21 protein-coding genes are annotated in these 19757 nt (G+C 57.6%); 8 read left to right on the top strand and 13 right to left on the bottom strand.

Annotated features, from left to right (window positions below):
* Positions 1 to 22: 22 nt before the first annotated feature.
* Positions 23 to 640, bottom strand: coding sequence for a YqgE/AlgH family protein (locus BLS30_RS08850; protein ID WP_046479472.1), 618 nt, complete (start codon positions 638 to 640; stop codon positions 23 to 25).
* A gap of 279 nt (positions 641 to 919) precedes the next feature.
* On the opposite strand from BLS30_RS08850, the gene BLS30_RS08845 reads away from it, so the two are divergent.
* Positions 920 to 1795 carry a protein-disulfide reductase DsbD domain-containing protein gene (locus BLS30_RS08845; protein ID WP_090228129.1) on the top strand — a complete coding sequence of 292 codons (876 nt, stop codon included), beginning with the start codon at positions 920 to 922 and terminating at the stop codon, positions 1793 to 1795.
* A gap of 127 nt (positions 1796 to 1922) precedes the next feature.
* Positions 1923 to 2420, top strand: coding sequence for a peroxiredoxin (locus BLS30_RS08840; protein WP_090228126.1), 498 nt, complete (start codon positions 1923 to 1925; stop codon positions 2418 to 2420).
* A gap of 37 nt (positions 2421 to 2457) precedes the next feature.
* On the opposite strand, the gene rnhA is transcribed toward BLS30_RS08840, so the two are convergent.
* The 3 genes from rnhA to ispH form a co-directional block, all read right to left on the bottom strand.
* A complete protein-coding gene (gene rnhA, locus BLS30_RS08835) occupies positions 2458 to 2919 on the bottom strand; it encodes a ribonuclease HI (RefSeq protein WP_046480791.1) in 462 nt (153 codons plus the stop codon).
* Positions 2920 to 2936: 17 nt separating this feature from the next.
* Positions 2937 to 3911: a homoserine kinase gene (locus BLS30_RS08830; protein WP_046479475.1), complete on the bottom strand. Its 975-nt coding sequence runs from the start codon at positions 3909 to 3911 to the stop codon at positions 2937 to 2939.
* Positions 3912 to 3983: 72 nt separating this feature from the next.
* Positions 3984 to 4997, bottom strand: a complete 1014-nt coding sequence (gene ispH, locus BLS30_RS08825; protein ID WP_046479476.1) for a 4-hydroxy-3-methylbut-2-enyl diphosphate reductase — start codon at positions 4995 to 4997, stop codon at positions 3984 to 3986.
* A 180-nt stretch (positions 4998 to 5177) separates the two neighbouring features.
* On the opposite strand from ispH, the gene BLS30_RS08820 reads away from it, so the two are divergent.
* A complete protein-coding gene (locus BLS30_RS08820; RefSeq protein WP_090228572.1) occupies positions 5178 to 5834 on the top strand; it encodes a hypothetical protein in 657 nt (218 codons plus the stop codon).
* Between the two features lie 215 nt (positions 5835 to 6049).
* Here BLS30_RS08820 and BLS30_RS08815 read toward each other — a convergent pair whose 3' ends face one another.
* The 6 genes from BLS30_RS08815 to mutY form a co-directional block, all read right to left on the bottom strand.
* Complete coding sequence (locus BLS30_RS08815) at positions 6050 to 6535, bottom strand: F0F1 ATP synthase subunit B family protein (RefSeq protein ID WP_046479478.1); 486 nt, start codon at positions 6533 to 6535, stop codon at positions 6050 to 6052.
* A gap of 21 nt (positions 6536 to 6556) precedes the next feature.
* The gene (locus BLS30_RS08810; protein ID WP_046479479.1) at positions 6557 to 7099 is read right to left on the bottom strand and encodes a F0F1 ATP synthase subunit B family protein; all 543 of its coding nucleotides are present in this window, start codon (positions 7097 to 7099) and stop codon (positions 6557 to 6559) included.
* Positions 7100 to 7234: 135 nt separating this feature from the next.
* Entirely contained in the window at positions 7235 to 7459 is a 225-nt protein-coding gene (locus BLS30_RS08805; protein ID WP_046479480.1) for a F0F1 ATP synthase subunit C, read from the bottom strand.
* Positions 7460 to 7524: 65 nt separating this feature from the next.
* Positions 7525 to 8268: a F0F1 ATP synthase subunit A gene (locus BLS30_RS08800; protein ID WP_046480794.1), complete on the bottom strand. Its 744-nt coding sequence runs from the start codon at positions 8266 to 8268 to the stop codon at positions 7525 to 7527.
* Positions 8269 to 8314: 46 nt separating this feature from the next.
* Entirely contained in the window at positions 8315 to 8731 is a 417-nt protein-coding gene (locus BLS30_RS08795) for an AtpZ/AtpI family protein (protein WP_046479481.1), read from the bottom strand.
* Positions 8732 to 8982: 251 nt separating this feature from the next.
* Complete coding sequence (gene mutY / locus BLS30_RS08790; protein ID WP_090228124.1) at positions 8983 to 10086, bottom strand: A/G-specific adenine glycosylase; 1104 nt, start codon at positions 10084 to 10086, stop codon at positions 8983 to 8985.
* A gap of 118 nt (positions 10087 to 10204) precedes the next feature.
* Between mutY and BLS30_RS08785 the strand changes: the two genes are divergently transcribed.
* From BLS30_RS08785 to BLS30_RS08765, 5 genes are all read left to right on the top strand, one after another.
* Positions 10205 to 10783: a DUF721 domain-containing protein gene (locus tag BLS30_RS08785; RefSeq protein WP_160298735.1), complete on the top strand. Its 579-nt coding sequence runs from the start codon at positions 10205 to 10207 to the stop codon at positions 10781 to 10783.
* Positions 10784 to 10982: 199 nt separating this feature from the next.
* Complete coding sequence (locus BLS30_RS08780; protein WP_244464961.1) at positions 10983 to 11663, top strand: DsbA family protein; 681 nt, start codon at positions 10983 to 10985, stop codon at positions 11661 to 11663.
* 19 nt (positions 11664 to 11682) lie between these two features.
* Positions 11683 to 12480: a DsbA family protein gene (locus BLS30_RS08775; RefSeq protein ID WP_090228121.1), complete on the top strand. Its 798-nt coding sequence runs from the start codon at positions 11683 to 11685 to the stop codon at positions 12478 to 12480.
* 75 nt (positions 12481 to 12555) lie between these two features.
* Complete coding sequence (gene smc, locus BLS30_RS08770) at positions 12556 to 16020, top strand: chromosome segregation protein SMC (protein WP_090228119.1); 3465 nt, start codon at positions 12556 to 12558, stop codon at positions 16018 to 16020.
* A 41-nt stretch (positions 16021 to 16061) separates the two neighbouring features.
* Positions 16062 to 16307: a hypothetical protein gene (locus BLS30_RS08765; protein ID WP_046479485.1), complete on the top strand. Its 246-nt coding sequence runs from the start codon at positions 16062 to 16064 to the stop codon at positions 16305 to 16307.
* A gap of 31 nt (positions 16308 to 16338) precedes the next feature.
* Here BLS30_RS08765 and BLS30_RS08760 read toward each other — a convergent pair whose 3' ends face one another.
* From BLS30_RS08760 to BLS30_RS08750, 3 genes are all read right to left on the bottom strand, one after another.
* Positions 16339 to 16737, bottom strand: a complete 399-nt coding sequence (locus tag BLS30_RS08760; RefSeq protein WP_052744061.1) for a c-type cytochrome — start codon at positions 16735 to 16737, stop codon at positions 16339 to 16341.
* 173 nt (positions 16738 to 16910) lie between these two features.
* Positions 16911 to 18299, bottom strand: a complete 1389-nt coding sequence (locus tag BLS30_RS08755) for a YiiX/YebB-like N1pC/P60 family cysteine hydrolase (RefSeq protein ID WP_052744062.1) — start codon at positions 18297 to 18299, stop codon at positions 16911 to 16913.
* A gap of 223 nt (positions 18300 to 18522) precedes the next feature.
* Positions 18523 to 19656, bottom strand: coding sequence for a site-specific DNA-methyltransferase (locus BLS30_RS08750; protein WP_046479486.1), 1134 nt, complete (start codon positions 19654 to 19656; stop codon positions 18523 to 18525).
* Positions 19657 to 19757 lie beyond the last annotated feature (101 nt).

The following is a 19757-nucleotide window of genomic DNA, read 5'->3' as shown; positions in this document are numbered from 1 at the left end:
TCAGGTGAGATGGCGCTCGATGTCAGGCGTGGCCGGCATCGGCAACGAGATGCGATGGATCAATCCCGATCTTCGCCATTGCTCTTTGGTATTTCGCATGTGGGTCGGGCGAGAAGATAATGTCGGGGTCCGGCGGACAGTGCAGCCAGCCGTTCGCCTGGATCTCATCTTCCAACTGGCCTGGAGACCATCCTGCATAGCCTAGTGCGAGGATGGCCCGCGAAGGGCCGCGGCCATCGGCAATTGCTTTCAGAATGTCTAGAGTTGCCGTCAGGCAGATACCTTCGTTTATGGAGAGCGTGGATTCGGACACGAAGTAATCCGAGCTATGGAGCACGAACCCGCGACCGGTTTCCACAGGTCCGCCGACGTGAATTGGCATGGACGCAAGTGCATCAGGTTGCCATGAATGGCTGCCTTCGCCAGGCATTATGTCGAGCCTATCGAGAAGGTCGGGAAAGGAGATGTTCGGTGCTGTTTGATTGATGATCAGACCCATGGCACCGTCTTCGGAATGGGCGCACAGATAGATCACAGAGCGCGCAAAACGCGTGTCTGTCATCAATGGCATGGCGACCAGAAGTTGGCCGTCAAGGAATGAATGTGCGCCGTCGAGCGGCAGTGAGCGCAGAGTCGACATACGTTAGACTAACTCTGCGGCTGGCGCCCTGTGAAGACTGAATCGTTGGGCGTGCTATAGAGCCTATAATTCAGGGTGCGTTGTAATTTGTTGTTCTAAGCCGCATTTTGGTGTGGTTGCCACGGCAAGTGTGGAGCGCGCGTGCGCTGGGAGCGGCTTCAGTAAGACGTGACTTGTCGGTTACCTGCGTCTTATTTGACACTGAATGTCGCCGTCGCGACAGTGTGCATAACCTCACCGGATACGGATGGCGCCGATACGCTTAACAAGGGAAATCCCATGAAGGATGCCGGTTTCTCCGGACACGTTCACCGCGTCGCTTTGCTGAGCGCAGCGCTTGTGACGGCCACCGTGACTTTGAGTGCTACGGGGCAGACGGCAGAGTTGTCGTCTCCCTGGCACGAGGCGCATATGTCTCAAGTCCGTTTGATCGCTGCGCGCCGTGGAGATAACGGACAGGACATCGTTGCGGGTATACAAGTCGCACTTCAACCTGGTTGGAAAACCTATTGGCGTAATCCTGGGGACGCTGGCGGCGTCCCACCCGAATTCGACTGGTCGGGGTCGGGCAATGTCGCGAACACGGAAGTTCTTTATCCGGCGCCCAAACGTTTTCGCGATCCGGCGGGTGAAACGATCGGGTACAAAGGAAACGTCGTGATGCCCGTTCTGGTGCGACCGGCGGATCCAGATCAGGATGTGGAACTTCGCGTGAAGTTCAACTTTGGCATCTGTGCCGACATCTGCGTCCCAGTGGAGCAGGAGTTGACGGTGAACGTACCCCGTCAAGCTCAAGCGGGACTGCCTTCTCTCCTGCAAAAGGCACTCGATCTTATTCCCCGTAGTGAGGCGTCCGCCAAGGTAGGTGACCCCAAGCTTGTGCAACATGAGGTTCATCTTTCGGGTGATCAGCCTCGTATTCTTCTCGATGTTGATTTTGGCTCAGCTGCGCATGAGGGTGATGTTTTTGCGGAAGCATCGGACGACTTCTATCTCCCTATGCCGGCCCGAATGCAGGAAGGAAGCACGACCGCGAGCCGTTTTGAGATCGATCTTCGAGAAGCTGATGACGTGTCCAAGCTGAAGGGCAAAACTATTCGTTTAACCCTTGTGGGAGCTGAAGGGCAGTCAGAGGCAACATTCGTCGTCAAGTGATGCTTGCGTTCTGGGCTTTCGATTGAAAGCTGGTTGCGCGGTAGGGCTTGGTTTATGTTTTCCGCGACGCCTTTCCAACTATGCGCGACCTGATCGTGTCGCGTCTTTTTTCCGGAGGAGACAGCTCATGAGTATCAGTGTTGGCGACCGCTTGCCTGACGCGACTTTCTTTGTGTTGGGGGCTGAAGGGCCGCATAAGGTCACCACCAACGATGTCTTTGGTGGGAAGAAGGTCGCTCTGTTTGCGGTGCCGGGTGCGTTCACACCGACGTGCCACAAGCAGCACATGCCGGGCTTTCTTGCTCGTCTCGATGAAATCAAAGCAAAGGGCGTCGATGCGATTGCCTGCACGGCCGTCAACGACGCTTTCGTCCTCAACAATTGGGCGGAGCAAACTGGTGCGAGCGGCAAAGTGCAGATGCTCGCGGACGGTAGTGCGGAATTCGCAAAGAAGCTCGGCCTCGATATTGATCTTTCTGCGCACGGATTAGGTGTGCGTTCCAAGCGCTACTCTATGCTCGTGGAAGACGGTGTCGTGAAGATTCTCAATATTGATGATGCGCCGCCGGTCCATGACAAATCGAGTGCGGATACGCTGTGCTCGATGATTGGAAACAGCATCTAAGCGAGACGTGATGGCGAGGGGGCGATTGATATGTAGGTCAATCGCCCGCTGTCTGCTTTGCGCCCTTGAGAAAAGGGCGCATCCCTTCGCGGGCCAGTTCGTCGGCGCGTTCATTTTCGACATGGCCAGCGTGACCTTTCACCCAATGCCAATCGACATTGTGGCGCTGGCGCATTTCATCGAGGCGCTGCCACAATTCAGCGTTCTTAACCGGCTTTTTGTCCGCAGTGCGCCAGCCATTGCGCTTCCAGCCGTGAATCCACTGTGTGATGCCGTTCTTGACGTAGTTCGAGTCTGTGTGCAGTTCGACGTTGCTTTTGCGTTTGAGAGCTTCCAGCGCCGATATGGCGGCCATCAGCTCCATGCGGTTGTTCGTGGATTGCGCTTCACCGCCTGAAAGTTCCTTGCGGTGCTCACCTGACATCAGGATGGCGCCCCAGCCGCCAGGACCTGGATTCCCCGAACAAGCGCCATCGGTGTAAATGACCACCGATGGCATTGAGGTTTTTTCTGAACTCATCGGGAGCCATCTCCATAACCGTAGTCGGCGATTGAACGTACGCTCTGATGGAAGCGGAGCCGGCGCAGATAGTCGATCGGATCATGCGGATTGACGACGGCACCGGCAGGCCGGTTGAGCCAGTCGTAACAGCGTGTCAGCAAGAAGCGCAAGGCGGCACCTCGTGCGAGCAGCGGCATGGCTTTGCGCTCGTCTTCCGTCAGGCTGCGTACTTCTTCGTAGCCGCGCAGCAGCGCTCGCGCCTTGGTGACGTTGAACGAAAAATCCTGTTCGAAGCACCAGGCGTTTAGACAAATGGCGATGTCGTAGGCGAGCGCATCATTGCAGGCGAAATAAAAATCGATCAGTCCGGAAACGTCTTTCGCCAGAAAAAAGACGTTGTCCGGGAAGAGGTCGGCATGGATGACGCCTTCCGGTAGCGCCAGCGGCCAATCGGTTTCGAGCACATCGAGTTCGGCTTTGATCAGCGCTTCTAGGCCGGGCGCGATGGAGTCTGCTTCAGACGCAAAGCGTTCAAAGAGAGGACGCCAATCCCACGTGCTCAGGGCGTTGCGGCGGGTTAGTTTGAAATCAGCGCCTGCCTGATGAAGTTGCGCAAGGGCGTGACCGACCTTGGAGCAATGCTCAGGTTTGGGGCGCCGTATCCAGAAGCCTTCGAGAAAGGTGACGAGTGCGGCTGCTCGTCCGCATAACTCGCCGAGGTGGTTTCCCGTTCGGTCACGCACGGGCGTGGGGCAGGTGACCTGCCGCGCGGCGAGATGTTCCATCAGCCCGAGGAAGAAAGGAAGATCGTCCGCCGAAACCCGCTTCTCATAGAGCGTCAGGATATATGGGCCTGTCGTGGTGTGGACGATGTAGTTGGTATTTTCAACGCCTTCGGCAATGCCTTTGTAGGACAGCAATTCGCCGACTTCATAGCGGCTGAGAAAAGAGGCCAAGTCGTCATCACTGACTTCGGTATAGACCGCCATGGAGGGTCGTTCGTCCTTGTCGCAGGGCTTTCGCGGTTGTTCGAATTGGAGGATTGGTGAGCGGCCTAAACGTTACGTGTTGGCATCGACGGGTATGTCGCGCAGCGCGCGGGGAATATTAAAGGCTACATTTTCCTCTGCGGTGGTCACCGTTTCAAGTTTTGCATCGAAGCGCTCGCGCAATGCGCTGATCACTTCGTTGACGAGCACTTCCGGTGCGGAGGCGCCAGCCGAAAGGCCCACCGTGGCCCCGTCTTCGATGATCTCCCATGGGATATCTGTTGCTCGTTGAACGAGCATCGCCTTTTTGCATCCGGCGCGTTCCGCAACTTCCACGAGCCGCATCGAATTCGAACTGTAGGTCGCCCCCACGACGAAGAGGACGTCGCAGCGGCCCGCAATCTCTTTTACCGCGATCTGCCGGTTGGTGGTGGCGTAACAGATGTCTTCCTTTGGAGGATGGACGATGCCTGGAAAGCGGCTGCGCAAAACACCGGAGATTTCTGCGGTGTCGTCCACCGATAGTGTTGTCTGCGTGACATAAGCGAGTTTGGTCGGGTCGCGAGGAGTAAATGCGTGCGCATCTCCGACCGTCTCGATCAGATGTACGGTACCGGGCGGAAGCTGCCCCATGGTGCCGATGACTTCAGGGTGACCAGCATGTCCGATCAGGAGCACTTCCAATCCGTGCTCGTGATGGCGGATTGCCTCAAAGTGGACTTTGAAGACGAGCGGGCAGGTGGCGTCTATGACGAAAAGGTTTCGGGACTTTGCAGCTTCGGGTACCACCTTTGCGACACCGTGTGCCGAAAATATCACAGGCTGGTCCGTTACTGGAATCTCGTCCAGTTCTTCCACAAAAATGGCGCCTTTTTCCCTCAATTTGTCAACGACGTAGCGATTGTGGACGATCTCGTGGCGTACATAGACAGGTGAGCCGAACTTAGCCAAAGCAAGTTCTACGATCTTGATTGCCCGATCAACGCCGGCACAAAAACCACGCGGGGCAGCAAGCAGGATCGTGATGGCTTTATGCGGCACAGGAATTCTTTCCTTTGGTTTCCGGACCGTTTCGGTCGGAGGCATTAGGTATCGGATCTATCACGGCTGGGGACTACATGGGCACCCCGCCTTTGTGGGACCGGTTACATGATAGGATGGTTTGAGGTGACTCGAAATGGCATTGGGGGCCGAAAGTCAAGGCCTTGGGGGACAGTCAAGCCAATGCAATATTTTCCGGCCGATTATGGGAACTGGGGCGTCGGGATGCAATCGGTGGCAAAACCAATACGGCGGAGCGCTCACGTTTTAGCCGTTGGACTTATGGTTACTGCGCTTGGGGGGTGTGGCCTCCCTTCTTTGACGTCAGGGCTTGGGCCCGGCGGATTTGGCGGCTCTAGCCAGCAGACGTCACAAGTTCAATCGGTTAGCGAAGAACAACTTCTGTCGGCTGCAAAAGCCGAAGTGACGGGTGGTACAACCACGAGTGCCTCAGGTATTTCGCCAGGTTGTCCGAAATTCGAGGTTTGGCCGCGCGATAACAACCTTACCATCTATATGGAAGGCCGGGTCGGCGATAGCCTTGCGATACGGCATCGCGGCGAGATCACAAAGACAGCTCGCGAATGTGTGGTTGATGGCAGTCGTGTCACGGTGAAATACGGCATCTCGGGTCGGGTACTGCTTGGGCCAAGTGGCGTGGCAGGTCCAGTGACATTGCCCGTACATATCTTCGTGACCGATGCGAAACGCGAGAAGGTGGCCACCGACGCCATGCAGGTTTCCGTCGACATGGTGATGGATCAGCCGATCGGATATTTCTCAGCCGTCCAGTCAATCACGTTCGATGTTGCTCAAGGCGCGCGCCCCGGCGAATACGAAATGTTCGTCGCGTTCGACCGAAAAGCCCCTGGGGCAGGCTAAGAGCAGAAACGCTTTCCCTTCTCCTTCTTGGCTCGCGGATAACCGACCTACACTCTGAAACGCTACGAATCCAGCAGGCGGGCCGCCAATTGCGGCTTGCTCATCATCTCGCGCGTTGTGTTGCGTTTTTTTACGCCGCAAGATCATCTCAAAACGAAACGGCCGGACATCGCTGTCCGGCCGTTTCAGTATTTGTTGTGATCGTGCGGTGTAGCCTAGTTCAGTCGGTTCGACAGCTTGCGAATGCTGTCTTGAACCAACTCATTGCCGCTTTGGCCGGAGGTCTTGTTCCTAAGGATTGCTTCAGCAGCAGCAACGGCAGCATCGATCGCTTTGGAACGAACCTCGCTGATTGCCTGGGCTTCCGCGCGTGCAATCTTTTCTTCGGCGAGCCGAGTTCTACGCTCCAGGTTATCCTTGAGCTTGAGTTCCGTTTCCGCTTCGAGAGCTTCAGCCTCGCGGCGGGCCTGGTCGACTATGCTTTTCGCCTCTTCTTCGGCTTCCCGCGCTCTACGCTGGTAATCTGCCAGCATTGCCTGCGCTTCTTCACGCAGGCGGCGTGCGTCGTCCAGTTCCTGACGGATTTTATCGGCGCGGTTATCGAGTGCCGAACCGACTGTGCGTGGTACGCGCAGATAGAGCACAATCGCCATGAAGGCGATAAAGGAGAAGAGGACCCAGAACTCAGCGCTTAGCAACATGGCGAACGTTCGATCCTTTTATCAGTCAGACTGCTTGGCGAGCGCCGTTTTGACTTCGTCGTCAGACGGAGACGTTCCGACCAAGTTCGCAACCAATGGTCCGACGATGCCCGAAGCAATTTCGTCAACGCTCGTAAGCGCCTTCGTGCGGGTTTCATCAATACGCCGTTCGGCCTCGGATACCTTGGCTTCGATCTCCGTATCAACCTGCTTTTGCTTCGCATCAACACGCTGAGCGAGACGGTCGCGGGTTTCTTTGGCGATGGCGTTTGCATTGGCACGCGCGTCGGCCAAAGCCTGTTCGTATGCGGCCAAGGCTTGTTCGGTTTCGCCTTTTAAACGCTCGGCTGAATCAAGATCACGTTGGATACGGTCGCGCCGCTCCTCGATGACCTCGCCGATCCGCGGCAGCGCAATGCGCGATAGCAGCAGATAGAGGGCTCCGAAAGTGATCGCCAGCCAGACGAGCTGAGGGGCAACCGTAGAACCATCCAAAGGTGGGAACGCCACCGGATGGGCCCCGTCGTGCGGGATTTCGGTGCCGGTATTGTCAGGTGTGGCCATAACTCGGTGTCCGCGTCATTTACCTGAATCCTAGGCCAGACGGAAAGTTCCGCCCGTGCCAATATCGATGCCGCCCGGGGAGCCAAAGGGAACACGGGGTTCCCCGACACACTCCCCAAGCCGCAACTTTGATGATCAGGTGAACAGAAGCAGGAAGGCGATCAGCAGTGCGAAGATGCCGAGTGCTTCGGTCACGGCGAAGCCGAAAATGAGACGGCCAAACTGACCATCGGCAGCCGACGGATTGCGGAGCGCTCCCTGCAGGAACTGGCCGAAGAGGTTGCCTACGCCGATAGCGGCGAAGCCCAGGCCAATTGCGGCAAGGCCGGCACCGATGAGCTTTGCGGCTGCTGGATCCATTGACTTCTCCCTTTTGTTCAAAAACAGGTCTGTTGAGTTGGATTTCGGGTTACGAGGCTTCAACCCTAGTGGCTGGGATGAAGCGCATCATTAAGGTACATGCAGGTCAGCATGGCGAAGACGTAGGCCTGAAGGAATGACACGAGGAATTCCAGTGCCGTAATCGCGATCGCCATGAATACTGGGAGCGGCGTCAAAGCTGCATAGGTTCCCGAACCGATCAGCATGACTGCAAATCCGCCGAACACCTTTAGCGTAATGTGACCGGCGAGCATGTTGGCAAACAGACGCACCGAGTGACTTACCGGGCGGGACAGGAACGAGACGATCTCGATCAAGCTAACCAGCGGCAAAACGTAAATCGGAACACCCGAGGGCACGAACAGCTTGAGAAAGCCAAAACCGTGCTTGATGAGACCGGAGATGATAACCGTCGCGAAGACGAGCAGGGCCAACGCTGCCGTCACGCCAATATGGCTCATTACCGTGAAACTGCCCGGCACCATGCTGATCATGTTCGCGATTAAGATGAACATGAATAGCGTGAACACGAGCGGAAAAAACTGCATGCCGGCTTTGCCGGCGCTATCGCGTACCATTTTCGCGATGAATTCGTACGCGATTTCCGCGAGAGACTGAATACGTGAGGGTACCAGCGAACGACCGCGCGTTGCGTACATCAGGAAGCCGAATGTGACGGCAACCGTAATGATCATGTAAAGCGCAGAATTGGTGAAGGACGCGTCCAATCCAAAAAGCTCGAGTGGCAGGAGCCGTTTGATCTCGAACTGGTGGATAGGATCCGGCATGCCGCCTTCCGCCCCATTATGCGTCGATGCCACGTAGCTCTCCCGATCAATCGTCGTCGTCACTGTTGCGGATGTCGGTTCCGATATCTCCGCGTGTTTTTGCGGCGATCTCGGCCTGAAGCCGCTCAAACCCTCGTATCACGTTACGGATGCCGGCGATCAAGCCCAGAACGAAAAAGAAAAGGAAAAACCAAGGTACCGTGCCCAACAAAGTGTCGAGCCCAAACCCGATCAGTCCTCCGACCAGCACGGCTCCGACGAGCTCGCTTGCCATCCGCAAGCCGTAGGCCATGCCACGGCTGTGAATTCTGGCGTCTTCTTCGGCCTCCGCCTTGGCGGCTTCCTCCGACCTGATTTTATCAAGCCGTTGCCCCAACCCTTCCAAACGCCGTTCGAGCGCTTCCTTTTCCCTAGGGTCCGGCGCCCCGTTTTCAGGTGCGTCGCCTTTGGATCCGTTTGTCATGGGAGCGCGTCCTCGAACCAAGGCACAAAACAGCCTCTGGACGGGTTGATTGACGGCGCGAACATAGAGAGAGGCCAGGGGGGTGTCAAGAAACCGTGAAGCCCTCATAGGCCCCGTATCATAGGACGAAACCGCGCAGGGGGCAAAGTGCATTAAAGCTTGTAACAGCGGCCATTGCCGAAGACGGAAAATCCGTTCGCGATGCCTCGAAACTGCATCTGTCCGAAGCCTGAAATTGGGATGCACCGCTCCTATTGTGGCAATGCGTGTGCAATCACCTTGCGCATAAGGCTTGGAAGGGCCTCGTTGTGAAGATCGCGGCGATTCACCCAGCGGCAGCGGTTCGGTTCAGACCAAAAGGTTAACGTGGCGTCGGCCGGTACGATCGCGCGGTAAACGTTCAGCTGCAGGCGGAAGTGCGTAAATGTGTGTGTGACAGTGCCAGTGACCGGCCACCAGTCTGTTTTAAATGGGGCTGAGCGCATGGCATCTTCGACTGAGAGCCAGTCATCGCGCCATTCCGTCGAGGGGACTTCCATCATGCCGCCAAGGAGGCCGGCCTCTTGGCGACGGCGGAGAAGGATGTGACCGTCTTCGCTCAGCGCCAGGAAGGCGTAGCCGAATCGTGAGGGGCGGTCGGGTTTGGCGAGCTTGAGCGGGAGGCTTTCCGCCATGCCCTTGGCGTATCCGTGGCAGTCGGGCTGAATCGGGCACATGAGGCAGGATGGCCGCTTGGGCGTGCAGACAGTTGCGCCAAGATCCATCATCGCCTGCGCGAAATCTCCGGGACGGTCACTGGGCACCAGCGTAGAAGCGAGGCGTTTGATTTCTGACTTGGCGGCCGGAAGAGGGAGACGCAGAGCAAACAGGCGCGCGATAACGCGTTCGATGTTGCCGTCTACCGGGGTTGCTTCCTCGTTGAAGGCAATGGCGGCAATGGCCGCGGCCGTGTAGGGGCCGATACCCGGCAGCTTGCGAAGGGCGGCTTCGGAGCGAGGAAAGCGGCCGCCGTGTTCCTCCACAATGGCAATGGCGCATTTATGCAGATTGCGTGCGCGTGAGTAGTAGCCAAGTCCAGCCCACTTGGTCAGCACTTCATCGAGACTGGCGGCCGCCAGGGCGCGGACGTTCGGCCAAGCCCGAAGAAATTCGCGATAATAGGGAATGACCGCTTTGACGGTTGTTTGCTGCAGCATGATTTCGCTGAGCCACACACGATACGGGTCCGCTTTGCGACCAGGCGGGCTACGCCATGGCAACTCGCGGCGTTCACTATCATACCAGTCTAACAGGGCCGCCGTAGTATCCGGCCCGGCAGGTCGGAGAGGTAGTTGCTTACGAGCAACAGCGCCCATGTCATTCTCCCATGGCGGAAGCCACGAATCGTCTACCAGATGGTACCCATGGTGACTGTTCGTGGGAATGGATGTCTATCCGTTATCCCAGCACCGCAGAAAATCGGGAGCAGATCCAGTGACATCGTCTCCTCGCAAAGCGATTCTGGCAACCACGCGGCGCTCCAGATGGGGGATGCCGGTCGCTAAGACCGTCGGCAGTTTCGTACCGCAACTGACGCAAAAGGCCTTCGAGAAGTATGGATTTTCAACAGTTGCTTTGTTGACGGACTGGGCGGCGATCGCAGGCAAGGATCTTGCGACCTATACGCGACCGGAGAGGATCAAATGGCCGCGCAATGTGCCGATCCGCGGTGACGTTGAAAGTGGATGCGAGGGCCGTCCCGGCGCATGCTTGATTCTACGCGTGGATCCGGCGCGGGCGCTCGACGTGCAATATTCTACTGCGCAACTCCTTGAGCGGATCAACGTCTATTTTGGGTATCGCGCGATTGCCGACCTGCGCATTCTGCAAGCGCCGGTAGAAGTTGAGCCGAAGGCGAAGATTGGTGGCAAAACGCCGGATATCCTGCGTGCGGCTCCTCCTCCGGCTTCGCCCGCAGAACAACCGGTCAAAGCGCCTGTTGTGGCGGATAAAGCCCTGCAGGATGCCCTGATGCGACTTCAGAAGGGCTTTAGCCAAGACGCGGCCCGATAGAAATCCTATTCACCAGATTGAAGGTGAGCGACGGGCGATGTTTGGCTAGGTTTGTGAATGCCCTACGCTCAATCGCTCCTCGCGCGGACGTGATGGCGCCTTAAAAAGTATTCAGTTGGCATTCAGCGGCAGATTGCCTTAATGCGGGACCAATCATTACGCTAGCCACGATCGCGTGAATAACAAGGGAGCTTTCGCCTTGACCCAATCCGATTTTCGTCCCGAGGGAATTCGTCGCCGTACAGTTCTCGCCGGTGCGGGCACCGCGGCAGTTGCATTCGGCCTCGGGATCGTGCCTGCGCGGTTTGCGCTGGCGGCGGACGAAGTGCCTGTGGCGGAGCTCATGCAGCCCGATGGTCTTAAGGATCTGACTCTAGGTTCCCCGGACGCAAAAGTGACCGTGGTCGAGTATGCTTCGATGACCTGTGGGCACTGCGCGCGCTTCCATAAAAGCGTGTTTCCTGAGCTCAAAGAAAAATACATCGACACGAACAAGATCTATTTTGTCATGCGGGAATTTCCGCTGGACAATCTTGCGGCTGCCGCATCAATGCTTGCACGCTGCGCAGGTGATGACAAAACCTTCCCGCTTATCAGCGTCCTTTTCGATAAGCAGGCCGATTGGGCGTTTGTGAAGTCCAATCCGGTGCCGGCGTTGCGGGAAATTGCCAAGCAGGCTGGTTTCACGAAGGAAAGCTTCGACGCGTGCCTGAAAGACGAAGATCTTTTGGACAAAATCATGAAGCGTCGCGAACGTGCTTCTTCTGTGTTCGGTGTTAACTCGACACCGACGTTCTTCATCAACGGCAAGAAGCTGGCGGGGGGCACCTCCATCGAAGACTTCAGCAAAGTTATCGATCCTATTTTGAACGCGGGGTGAGGTCGTCTTGTTGAGGCGGATGTCTTCTGTTTTGGTCGTCAGTGTCATGACGCTCGTCGCGGGCTGCGCGTCGGAACAGTTGCTGCAGGCCAACAACGCCGCGAACCAAGGCGAAACATCGTCCACGAGCGCATACGGTGGATTAGGCGCGAGCAAGCAGACAAAAACCTCTGCGCCGTTTAACCCGTTCGCGGACCATAGCTCTACCTCCTATGGTGGGCGCCAAATCATCTCCAATCCGTCGATGGACGAGGTGATGAAGGTGGGGGCTTTGCCGGAAATGTCACTTGGGCGGGGGGACGCTCCGGTGACGATTATCAAGTACGCCTCGCTCACCTGCCCATATTGCCGCAAGTTTCAAAAAGAGGTGTTTCTGCAACTCAAGCGCGATTACATTGATCGCGGCAAAGTGCGGTTCATTATTCGCGAATTTCCGATCGGACGGTCTTCGGGCAATGCGACGATCGCGTTGAGATGCGCCCGTCCCGAGACCTATTTCACCCTCTACTCCAAGTTTCTCGAGCAACAGGGTTCCTGGGTAAGCCAGGAGGTTCGGCTTGATGCTATCCACAAGGTGGCAGCTCAAGTGGGGCTTAGCCGTGCAGAATTTGACGCCTGCCTCAAGAATCAAGCCATGATCGAGGGGCTTGAGTGGATCAAGGATCGCGGGCGCACGTTGGGCGTGATCGGAACCCCGAACTTTTTTGTCCAGAATAAGCTGGTCAAGAAGGTCCTTACGTATGCCGACTTGAAGGCGATGATTGATCCGCTTCTTGGCGTACCCGTAGCCGCACAGAATACAGCGGACACGCGTTGAAATTGAGAGCAGCTTCGTTTTCGAGGCTCGCGGTCCTAGTGCTTTCGGTCTGCGGAAGCTGGGGAGTTCAGGCTCATGCGCATCAGCCGGCTTAGGCTGCTCGGCTTCAAATCATTTGTCGAGCCTACCGAACTGGTCATCGAACCGGGACTGACTGGTGTTGTCGGTCCTAACGGGTGTGGCAAGTCCAACCTTCTCGAAGCGCTGCGCTGGGTGATGGGTGAGACGTCCCACAAATCCATGCGTGCAGCAGCAATGGACGACGTTATCTTCTCAGGTACGAGTTCGCGTCCGGCGAGGAACCTTGCCGAGGTGACGATCTTTATCGACAACTCGGAACGCTTGGCCCCAGTCGAATTCAACGACAGCGATACCATCGAGATTACGCGACGCATCGAGCGCGAGGCGGGGTCTGCTTATCGTATCAATGGTCGCGAAGCGCGTGCTCGCGACGTCAAGATCCTGTTCGAAGACGCGGCAACCGGATCGCGCTCTCCAGCGCTGGTGCGTCAGGGGCAGATCGGCGATATCGTCAATGCCAAGCCTGAGGCGCGTCGCCGAATTCTTGAGGATGCAGCGGGGATCGCGGGCCTGCATTCGCGGCGTCACGAAGCTGAGTTGCGCTTGAAGGCTGCGGAAAACAATCTCGCGCGCCTCAACGATGTGCTCGGTGGACTCAACTCGCAGATCGAATCATTGAAGCGGCAAGCGCGGCAGGCGCGGCGGTATCGAGATCTCTCGCGGGAGATTACGCGGGCGGAAGCCCTGCTCATGCATCTGACGTGGCGTGATGCTTACGCAGCGGCTGAGGCTGAGGAAGCGCGGCTGCGCGAAGTTCTGGTTCGGCTGGGTGAGGCGACGCGGGCGGAGGCAGCGTCTCTGCGGGCGGAGGCTGAAGCTGCTGCGCAATTGTTACCTCTGCGTGAGGCTGATGGGAAAGCGAGCGCCTTGCTGGCGCGTCTGCGCATCGAGGCTGAAAATTTCGAACGCGAGGCGGAACGGCAAACGACGCGGGCTTCGGAACTCGAAGATCGGATCGCGCAGTTGGAACGCGACTTGGCGCGTGAGGAGGCGCTCAAGACCGAGGCTGTGGACACCATCGCCCGGCTCGAACAAGAGATCCACGCTATCGAGGGCGAGGAGACCAACGCTGAGACATCGGCTCTGTCGGCTGAAGTTGATCTCAAAGATGCGGCCGCGGCACTTGAGGCCACGGAAGCCGAACTTTCACGCTTGACTGCGGCGGTCGCGCAAGAACGCGCACAACGCGACAGCGCACAATCCACTCTGACGCAGGCGCGCCAGCGCGTTGAGCGAGTCAAAACGCAGTTGGAGACGCTGGACCGTCAAGCTTCCGAGATCGGCGGTGGTGGTAATGATGCCGCTGACCATGAGCGGGTGCTGGCGGATGTGGCGCGGCTTGGCGAACTGATTGCCGATATCGAGCAGCGCACAAGCGATGCGGAAATGAGGCATGAGGGGCTGGCCGAAACTGTGACGGAGCGCCGCGAAGCCGCGTCGCAGTCGCGGATGACGGCCAATGCTCTCAAGACGGAACGTGAGACGCTTGCGCGTCTGTTAGTGCCGGACAGCGGTGACTATCCAGCGATCGTCGATTCAGTGCGCGTGGCTCCCGGTTTCGAGGCCGCGCTCGGTGCCGCGCTCGGCGATGACCTTGACGCGCCAGCCGATTCCGCCGCGGCCGTGCATTGGCTGTTGATCGAAGGCGATGATAACGACCCGCCGTTGCCAGAGGGCGTCGATCCGCTTGATGCTCACGTCAAAGCGCCGCCTGAGCTGCAACGACGGCTTCGGCAGATTGGCGTTGTTGCGAGCGATGCAGGTGCTGATTTGCAGCCTTACTTGCGGCCGGGGCAACGGTTGGTGAGCCGAGAAGGCGATCTTTGGCGTTGGGATGGCTTCGTTGCGGCGTCACACGGAATGACAGCTGCCGCGCAACGCCTGAGCCAACGTAACCGGCTTACAGCGTTGGCTCAGGAAGAAACGCAGGCGCGTGAGCAAGCTGAGCGGGATGCCGCAGCAGAAGTCCAGGCGGCCGCATTGTTGCGAGATGTGCAGGGTGAAGAGCAGCGGCTGCGGCAGGATTGGCGCAACGCGCAGAATGAACTTTCCGCCGCGCAGGCGACCTTGCAGAAAATCGATCGGCGGCGACGCGAGATTGAAAGCAAGCTGGCGGCGATCGCGGGCGCACGTACGAGTTCTGAGCGTGATCTCGAAGAAGCGGAGAGCCGTGCGGCAGAGGCTGCAGCAGTCGCCGAACGTTTTAGCGATTCCGCAATCGCGGCGCTTGAAGAGGAACGTTCGGCCATTCTGGTAAAGGCGCAGGGAGAACGTGCGCATGTCGCTGATTTGCGTGCATCCGTTGCGGCCTTAACCCGTGCGCGTCAGGAGCGGGCTCATAAGAGGGCGAGTTTGGCGTCGGACCTCGAACGTTGGCGCACACGACTAGCGGGCTCAGGCGAACAGATGTCGGCATTGAGCGGGCGCCGCGATGAGGCCCGTGTCGAACTCGAGACGCTTGCAGGGCTGCCCGCACAAATCGAGGCGCGCCGTCAGAAGTTGCTCGACGGATTGACTGAAGCTGAACGCCAGCAAAAGGAAGCCAGCGACGCCTTGCAGCGTGGCGATGCGGCTCGCACGGACGCGGCTTCGGCGTTGCGCGAGGCGCAAGGTGATGTGGGTGCTGCACGTGAAGATCGTGCGCGCATCGAGGCAAAGCTGGAAGCGGGGCGCAACCGTTGCCAGGAAGAGGCGCACCGTATTCATGAAACCTTCAATGTGACGCCCGAGGCGTGCTTGTCGCTCGCTGAGCTTGGTGAGGGAGATGCATTACCAGCGCTGGCTGATGTTGACCGGCAATGGAACCGCCTGAAAGCGGATCGCGAGCGGCTGGGCGGCGTCAATCTGCAGGCGGATGAAGACCTGGAGCAGCTTTCCGACCAATTCACGAGCATGGAATCTGAGCGGGGCGACGTTGAGCAGGCGATTGCCAAGCTGCGCGGGGGTATCGGTCAGCTCAATCGCGAAGGCCGCAAGCGGTTGAATGAAGCTTTCCAGACCGTCGATGGACATTTCCAGCGGCTGTTCGGCACCCTGTTTGGCGGCGGTGAAGCGCGCCTTGAGATGGTTCAGTCGGAAGACGATCCTCTGGAGGGTGGGCTTGAAATTATCGCGCGGCCGCCTGGCAAGAAGCCTGCAACTCTTTCGTTGTTGTCTGGCGGCGAACAAACATTGACGGCGCTCTCTCTGATCTTCGCCGTGTTTCTGACGAATCCGTCACCGATCTGTGTGCTCGATGAAGTCGACGCGCCACTTGATGACGCCAACGTCGACCGGTTCTGTACGTTGATGGAGAAGATGGCGGAGGAAACCGCGACGCGGTTCCTTGTTATCACACACCACCCGATGACGATGACGCGGATGCAGCGCCTGTTCGGTGTCACTATGGCTGAAAAGGGCGTGTCGCAACTCGTTTCGGTTGATTTGCAAACAGCGCAAGAGTTCCGCGAGGCTAGCTGAAGCTACCGCGCATCCTGACTGAGTGATTGGGGGAATTTTTTATGGGACGCCTTCTGATCGCAATAGCCATTCTACTGTGCCTTGCGTGGGCTGGTGCAGTTGCTTACGAGGCTTGGGTCAGCTGGCCGCATCTTTCCCTGGACCTCAGCCACGGTGATGCCGGAACTCAAGCTGCTTATGATCAAGCCGTGATTATGCACGTTGTGCGCTATGCGGTCGTTGGAATAGCGCCGTTTTTAATTGTCACGGCGCTATCACTTATGTTCGGTCGATCCAGGAAATCATAAATCAGTTTCATTTTTTGGATCTGAGGGTTTCCTATTTTCCCTCGCTGGCGAGATAGTCGACGATTTTCTTTCTCTCGGCCTCGTCCGTAATGCCGGAGAACGGCTTCATATTGTTGCCTGAAACGACAGCGTCCGGATTTGCGATGAATGCGTCAAGCTTTGCCTCGTCCCAAGTGAAGCCGGCATTTTTCATTGCTGATGAATAATTGTATCCTTCGGCTGCACCGGCTTTGCGCCCTATGATGTTGTGCAGATTGGGGCCTAGCCGATTGTCGCCTTCATCCGTAGTGTGGCATGTGCGGCAAGCATTGTTGTAGGCGATTTGGCCTTCGTTTTTTTCTTGTGCTTCCGTTTGTTTGTCGAGGGCCACAATAAACCCCGCCGTCAACAGGGCGGCGGCAGTGGTTCTTAAAAGGTCGCGATCAGCCATTTTTACCTCTCGAGGCCTGATTTTCAGTCATCATCGAGGAAACGCGGGGACAGGTTTCAATGTTCCCGTGTCGGCAGGCCGCAGGTAAATGGCTTTATTTTTCTATTGTTCGCATGCTCTTAGGGGCGAATAATGTATTCCTGATTTTAAATGTCAAAATTACAAATCTATCCTCAGCGGCGCGGGATCTTCAAATATCCAATTTCTTTGCCAGCTTCCTGGCGCATGCGCTCTAGGTGGTCTCTCACCTCACGCGGGTGCATCGGCAGATCCGATTGACGGATGCGGTCCGCTTCCAACTTGCGAAGTTCTTCGAGAAGCGGCTGCGCCGTCTGATGCAACATCGCGATCGCCGCAACAGCGCTTCTCTTCATGTTCGAGGGCACTTTGGGAATGATGTTGTCGATCATGTCTTTGACGTCGTTCGAGAGATAGCTCGACAAGCGCCCGAATATTGAGATCAGACGGATCTTGAAGGTTTCGCTAAAACGGAATCCGTCGCGTTCCATCCATTCAAAGATCTTGTCCATGACGATGTCCTGCAGACGCAGGTCAGAGGTTACGCGGTAGTCCTGCCATTCGGCGACGACGTCGAAGGCGGGTTCTAATTCCATCTCACCCGGTGCGAAGGTTTCGGTCGTTTGCACGCCGATACGATCGACGAAGTCACGATTTTTCATGTCGAGGCGCGTCGGGAATGTGGGCAGGATAAATTTGTGGTCGCTTGCTTCTTTATAGGCGCGCCGGACCAGCTTCGAGCAGAAGAGTGCGCGCGGATCGTTGTCCAGGCGCATGGTGAAATCATAGGGGATGTGTTTGCCCTGCGGGCTCAAGGACAGGCGAACGCGGTCATGGATCACGTAGGCTGCGCGTTGGGCGAGAGCCGGGTCGCGGTGGCGGAAAACGATGGCCCGCCCGAGGTCGTGGCCTAACACCTTCGCCAACGGCTGGATGACAGAGCCGTCTTCGATCAGAGCTTCTACGGCCCAGTGCGAGCCGTTGGGATCGACGTAAATGATGAAGACGTGACTGAACTGAGAGTCGATGTCGCCGATGCGTGCGATCGCGGCCGAGTTATGCAGGCGGCCTCGGACGAGGACGACGTCTCCGGATTGGAACGGTAGGCGCGCCGGTCCGGCCAGTGCAGCAGGTACTTGCGTGTTGTGATGAGGGCCGGTGAAGGCGCGGAACGTCTTTGCGTCGGCGGGCAGACTGGCAAACCCGATCCATAATTCACCGACGATGTCCGATGCGTAGCGGAGTGCCCGCAGGCAATCACGTGCACGTTTGATGGCGTGCCGCGACATCGCTCCGGCGTCGTGCCATTGCCCGACTTGCCCGCGCAGGGCGACGCGCAGATCGAACAGCGCGGCCATGATTTCTGGCGCGGTTTCGCGATGCTGGGCGATATCGTATTGGGCAAAGTCAACCTGCTCGAAAGCCTGGTAGAGCTGATCGAGGTTTGAAGCGAGCTGGCTCGTCGTCGAGACAGGTTTGGTTATTTCGGCCTTGAACGCGGTGACGTCGTTCAACAATTTAGCCGGTCCGGTGGACGTGTTCACGCAAAACTCCTCCACAATCTGCGATCCCGATTAAGTTCGGATGCGCAAAATGCGTACTCCCCCTGCTCAGATAGCGGAGCAAGATCAACTGGGCCAGAGCCTAGTTCGGTTTCGGCAGTAGCGAAATTGCAAACACGCACCACTCTGGCGCGATTGGTCGCCTCAAATATGTCGCCGGACAGACAATTGGGTGGCGCGTCCGGCGTTATCAATCGGGTCTTTGCTACTCGGCGGCGATCAACGCTGGCATGCGTGCGAGCCCAAGTTGCTGCTTGGCGCGTTCGCGCAACTCATCGATCGGCTTGAGTTTTCCGCCGGTCTCAAAGTGCCAGAACGTCCAGCCATTGCAGGCTTGTTTGCCTTGAACATGGGCACCCAGGCGGTGGATCGATCCTTGGCTTTTCTGCCAACTTAGAGTGCCGTCGGCCTTAACTTCGGCGCGGATCTTGCGGCGGGGATCGAACAGGGCGGAGCCGGGCTTAAGAATGCCAAGCTCGATAATGGTGCCGAATGGGACGCGCGGTTCAGAGCGTTTCGAGGGCTGTGTTTCCAGGGCGGATGCGGGGAGTTGGCGCACCTTAGCGATACGTTCACGGGCCGCTGCCGCGTAGTCCTTGTCACGTTCGATGCCGATGTAGGAGCGCCCGAGGCGTTTGGCGACGGCGCCTGTCGTGCCGGTGCCAAAGAACGGATCAAGGACGACATCGCCCACGTTGGAGGAGGCCAGCAACACGCGGTTCAGCAGGGCTTCAGGTTTCTGGGTCGGGTGAGCTTTGCGGCCGTCATCGTCCTTCAGGCGCTCAGGTCCGGAGCAGATTGGGAAAAGCCAGTCCGAGCGCATCTGCAAGTCGTCGTTAAAAGCCTTCAAAGACTCATAGTTGAAAGTGTAGCGTGACTTCTGATCACGTGCGGCCCAGATCAGCGTTTCGTGCGCATTGGTGAAGCGGCGGCCACGGAAGTTCGGCATCGGGTTGACCTTGCGCCAAACGACGTCGTTGAGGATCCAGAAGCCGAGATCCTGCATCGTTGCCCCAAGCCGGAAGACGTTATGGTAGGAGCCAATGACCCAGATTGCGCCATCGGGTTTCAAGATGCGGCGGCATTCGCCAAGCCACGTCCGGCAAAACGCGTCGTAGTCGGCAAAGCTGGCAAAGCGGTCCCAGTCGTTGTCGACACCGTCCACACGGGTGTTGTTGGGGCGCAGGAGTTCGCCGTCGAGCTGGAGATTGTAAGGAGGGTCCGCGAAGACCAAATCGACGCTGGCGTCGGGGATTTTTGCGAGCTGTTCGAGGCTGTCCCCGATGATGATGCGATCACGTTGAGGGCGGGCAGACTTGGGGGACCGACGCAAGACCATGTTCTACGTAACTTCCAAACGCTGAAACGACCACAGAATAAACCTGACGGGTGGTTGAGTGCCCGTACAGAAGGATGGCGAGCGTCACCATCGCGGAGGGG

It is taken from the genome of Filomicrobium insigne (assembly GCF_900104305.1).
Classification (GTDB): Bacteria; Pseudomonadota; Alphaproteobacteria; order Rhizobiales; family Hyphomicrobiaceae; genus Filomicrobium; species Filomicrobium insigne.
The sequence above is the reverse complement of the archived record's forward strand: the minus strand, read 5'-3'. Positions and strand labels throughout refer to the sequence as shown.

Coding starts and splice junctions, on each gene's coding strand:
- BLS30_RS08820 (WP_090228572.1), top strand. CDS start 5,178: ATGCAATCGGTGGCAAAACCAATACGGCGGAGCGCTCACGTTTTAGCC.
- BLS30_RS08750 (WP_046479486.1), bottom strand. CDS start 19,656: ATGGTCTTGCGTCGGTCCCCCAAGTCTGCCCGCCCTCAACGTGATCGC.
- BLS30_RS08765 (WP_046479485.1), top strand. CDS start 16,062: ATGGGACGCCTTCTGATCGCAATAGCCATTCTACTGTGCCTTGCGTGG.
- BLS30_RS08775 (WP_090228121.1), top strand. CDS start 11,683: ATGTCTTCTGTTTTGGTCGTCAGTGTCATGACGCTCGTCGCGGGCTGC.
- BLS30_RS08815 (WP_046479478.1), bottom strand. CDS start 6,535: ATGTTGCTAAGCGCTGAGTTCTGGGTCCTCTTCTCCTTTATCGCCTTC.
- BLS30_RS08830 (WP_046479475.1), bottom strand. CDS start 3,911: ATGGCGGTCTATACCGAAGTCAGTGATGACGACTTGGCCTCTTTTCTC.
- BLS30_RS08760 (WP_052744061.1), bottom strand. CDS start 16,737: ATGGCTGATCGCGACCTTTTAAGAACCACTGCCGCCGCCCTGTTGACG.
- BLS30_RS08850 (WP_046479472.1), bottom strand. CDS start 640: ATGTCGACTCTGCGCTCACTGCCGCTCGACGGCGCACATTCATTCCTT.
- BLS30_RS08810 (WP_046479479.1), bottom strand. CDS start 7,099: ATGGCCACACCTGACAATACCGGCACCGAAATCCCGCACGACGGGGCC.
- mutY (WP_090228124.1), bottom strand. CDS start 10,086: ATGGGCGCTGTTGCTCGTAAGCAACTACCTCTCCGACCTGCCGGGCCG.
- BLS30_RS08795 (WP_046479481.1), bottom strand. CDS start 8,731: ATGACAAACGGATCCAAAGGCGACGCACCTGAAAACGGGGCGCCGGAC.
- BLS30_RS08840 (WP_090228126.1), top strand. CDS start 1,923: ATGAGTATCAGTGTTGGCGACCGCTTGCCTGACGCGACTTTCTTTGTG.
- ispH (WP_046479476.1), bottom strand. CDS start 4,997: ATGCCTCCGACCGAAACGGTCCGGAAACCAAAGGAAAGAATTCCTGTG.
- rnhA (WP_046480791.1), bottom strand. CDS start 2,919: ATGCCATCGGTGGTCATTTACACCGATGGCGCTTGTTCGGGGAATCCA.
- BLS30_RS08845 (WP_090228129.1), top strand. CDS start 920: ATGAAGGATGCCGGTTTCTCCGGACACGTTCACCGCGTCGCTTTGCTG.
- smc (WP_090228119.1), top strand. CDS start 12,556: ATGCGCATCAGCCGGCTTAGGCTGCTCGGCTTCAAATCATTTGTCGAG.
- BLS30_RS08805 (WP_046479480.1), bottom strand. CDS start 7,459: ATGGATCCAGCAGCCGCAAAGCTCATCGGTGCCGGCCTTGCCGCAATT.
- BLS30_RS08800 (WP_046480794.1), bottom strand. CDS start 8,268: ATGCCGGATCCTATCCACCAGTTCGAGATCAAACGGCTCCTGCCACTC.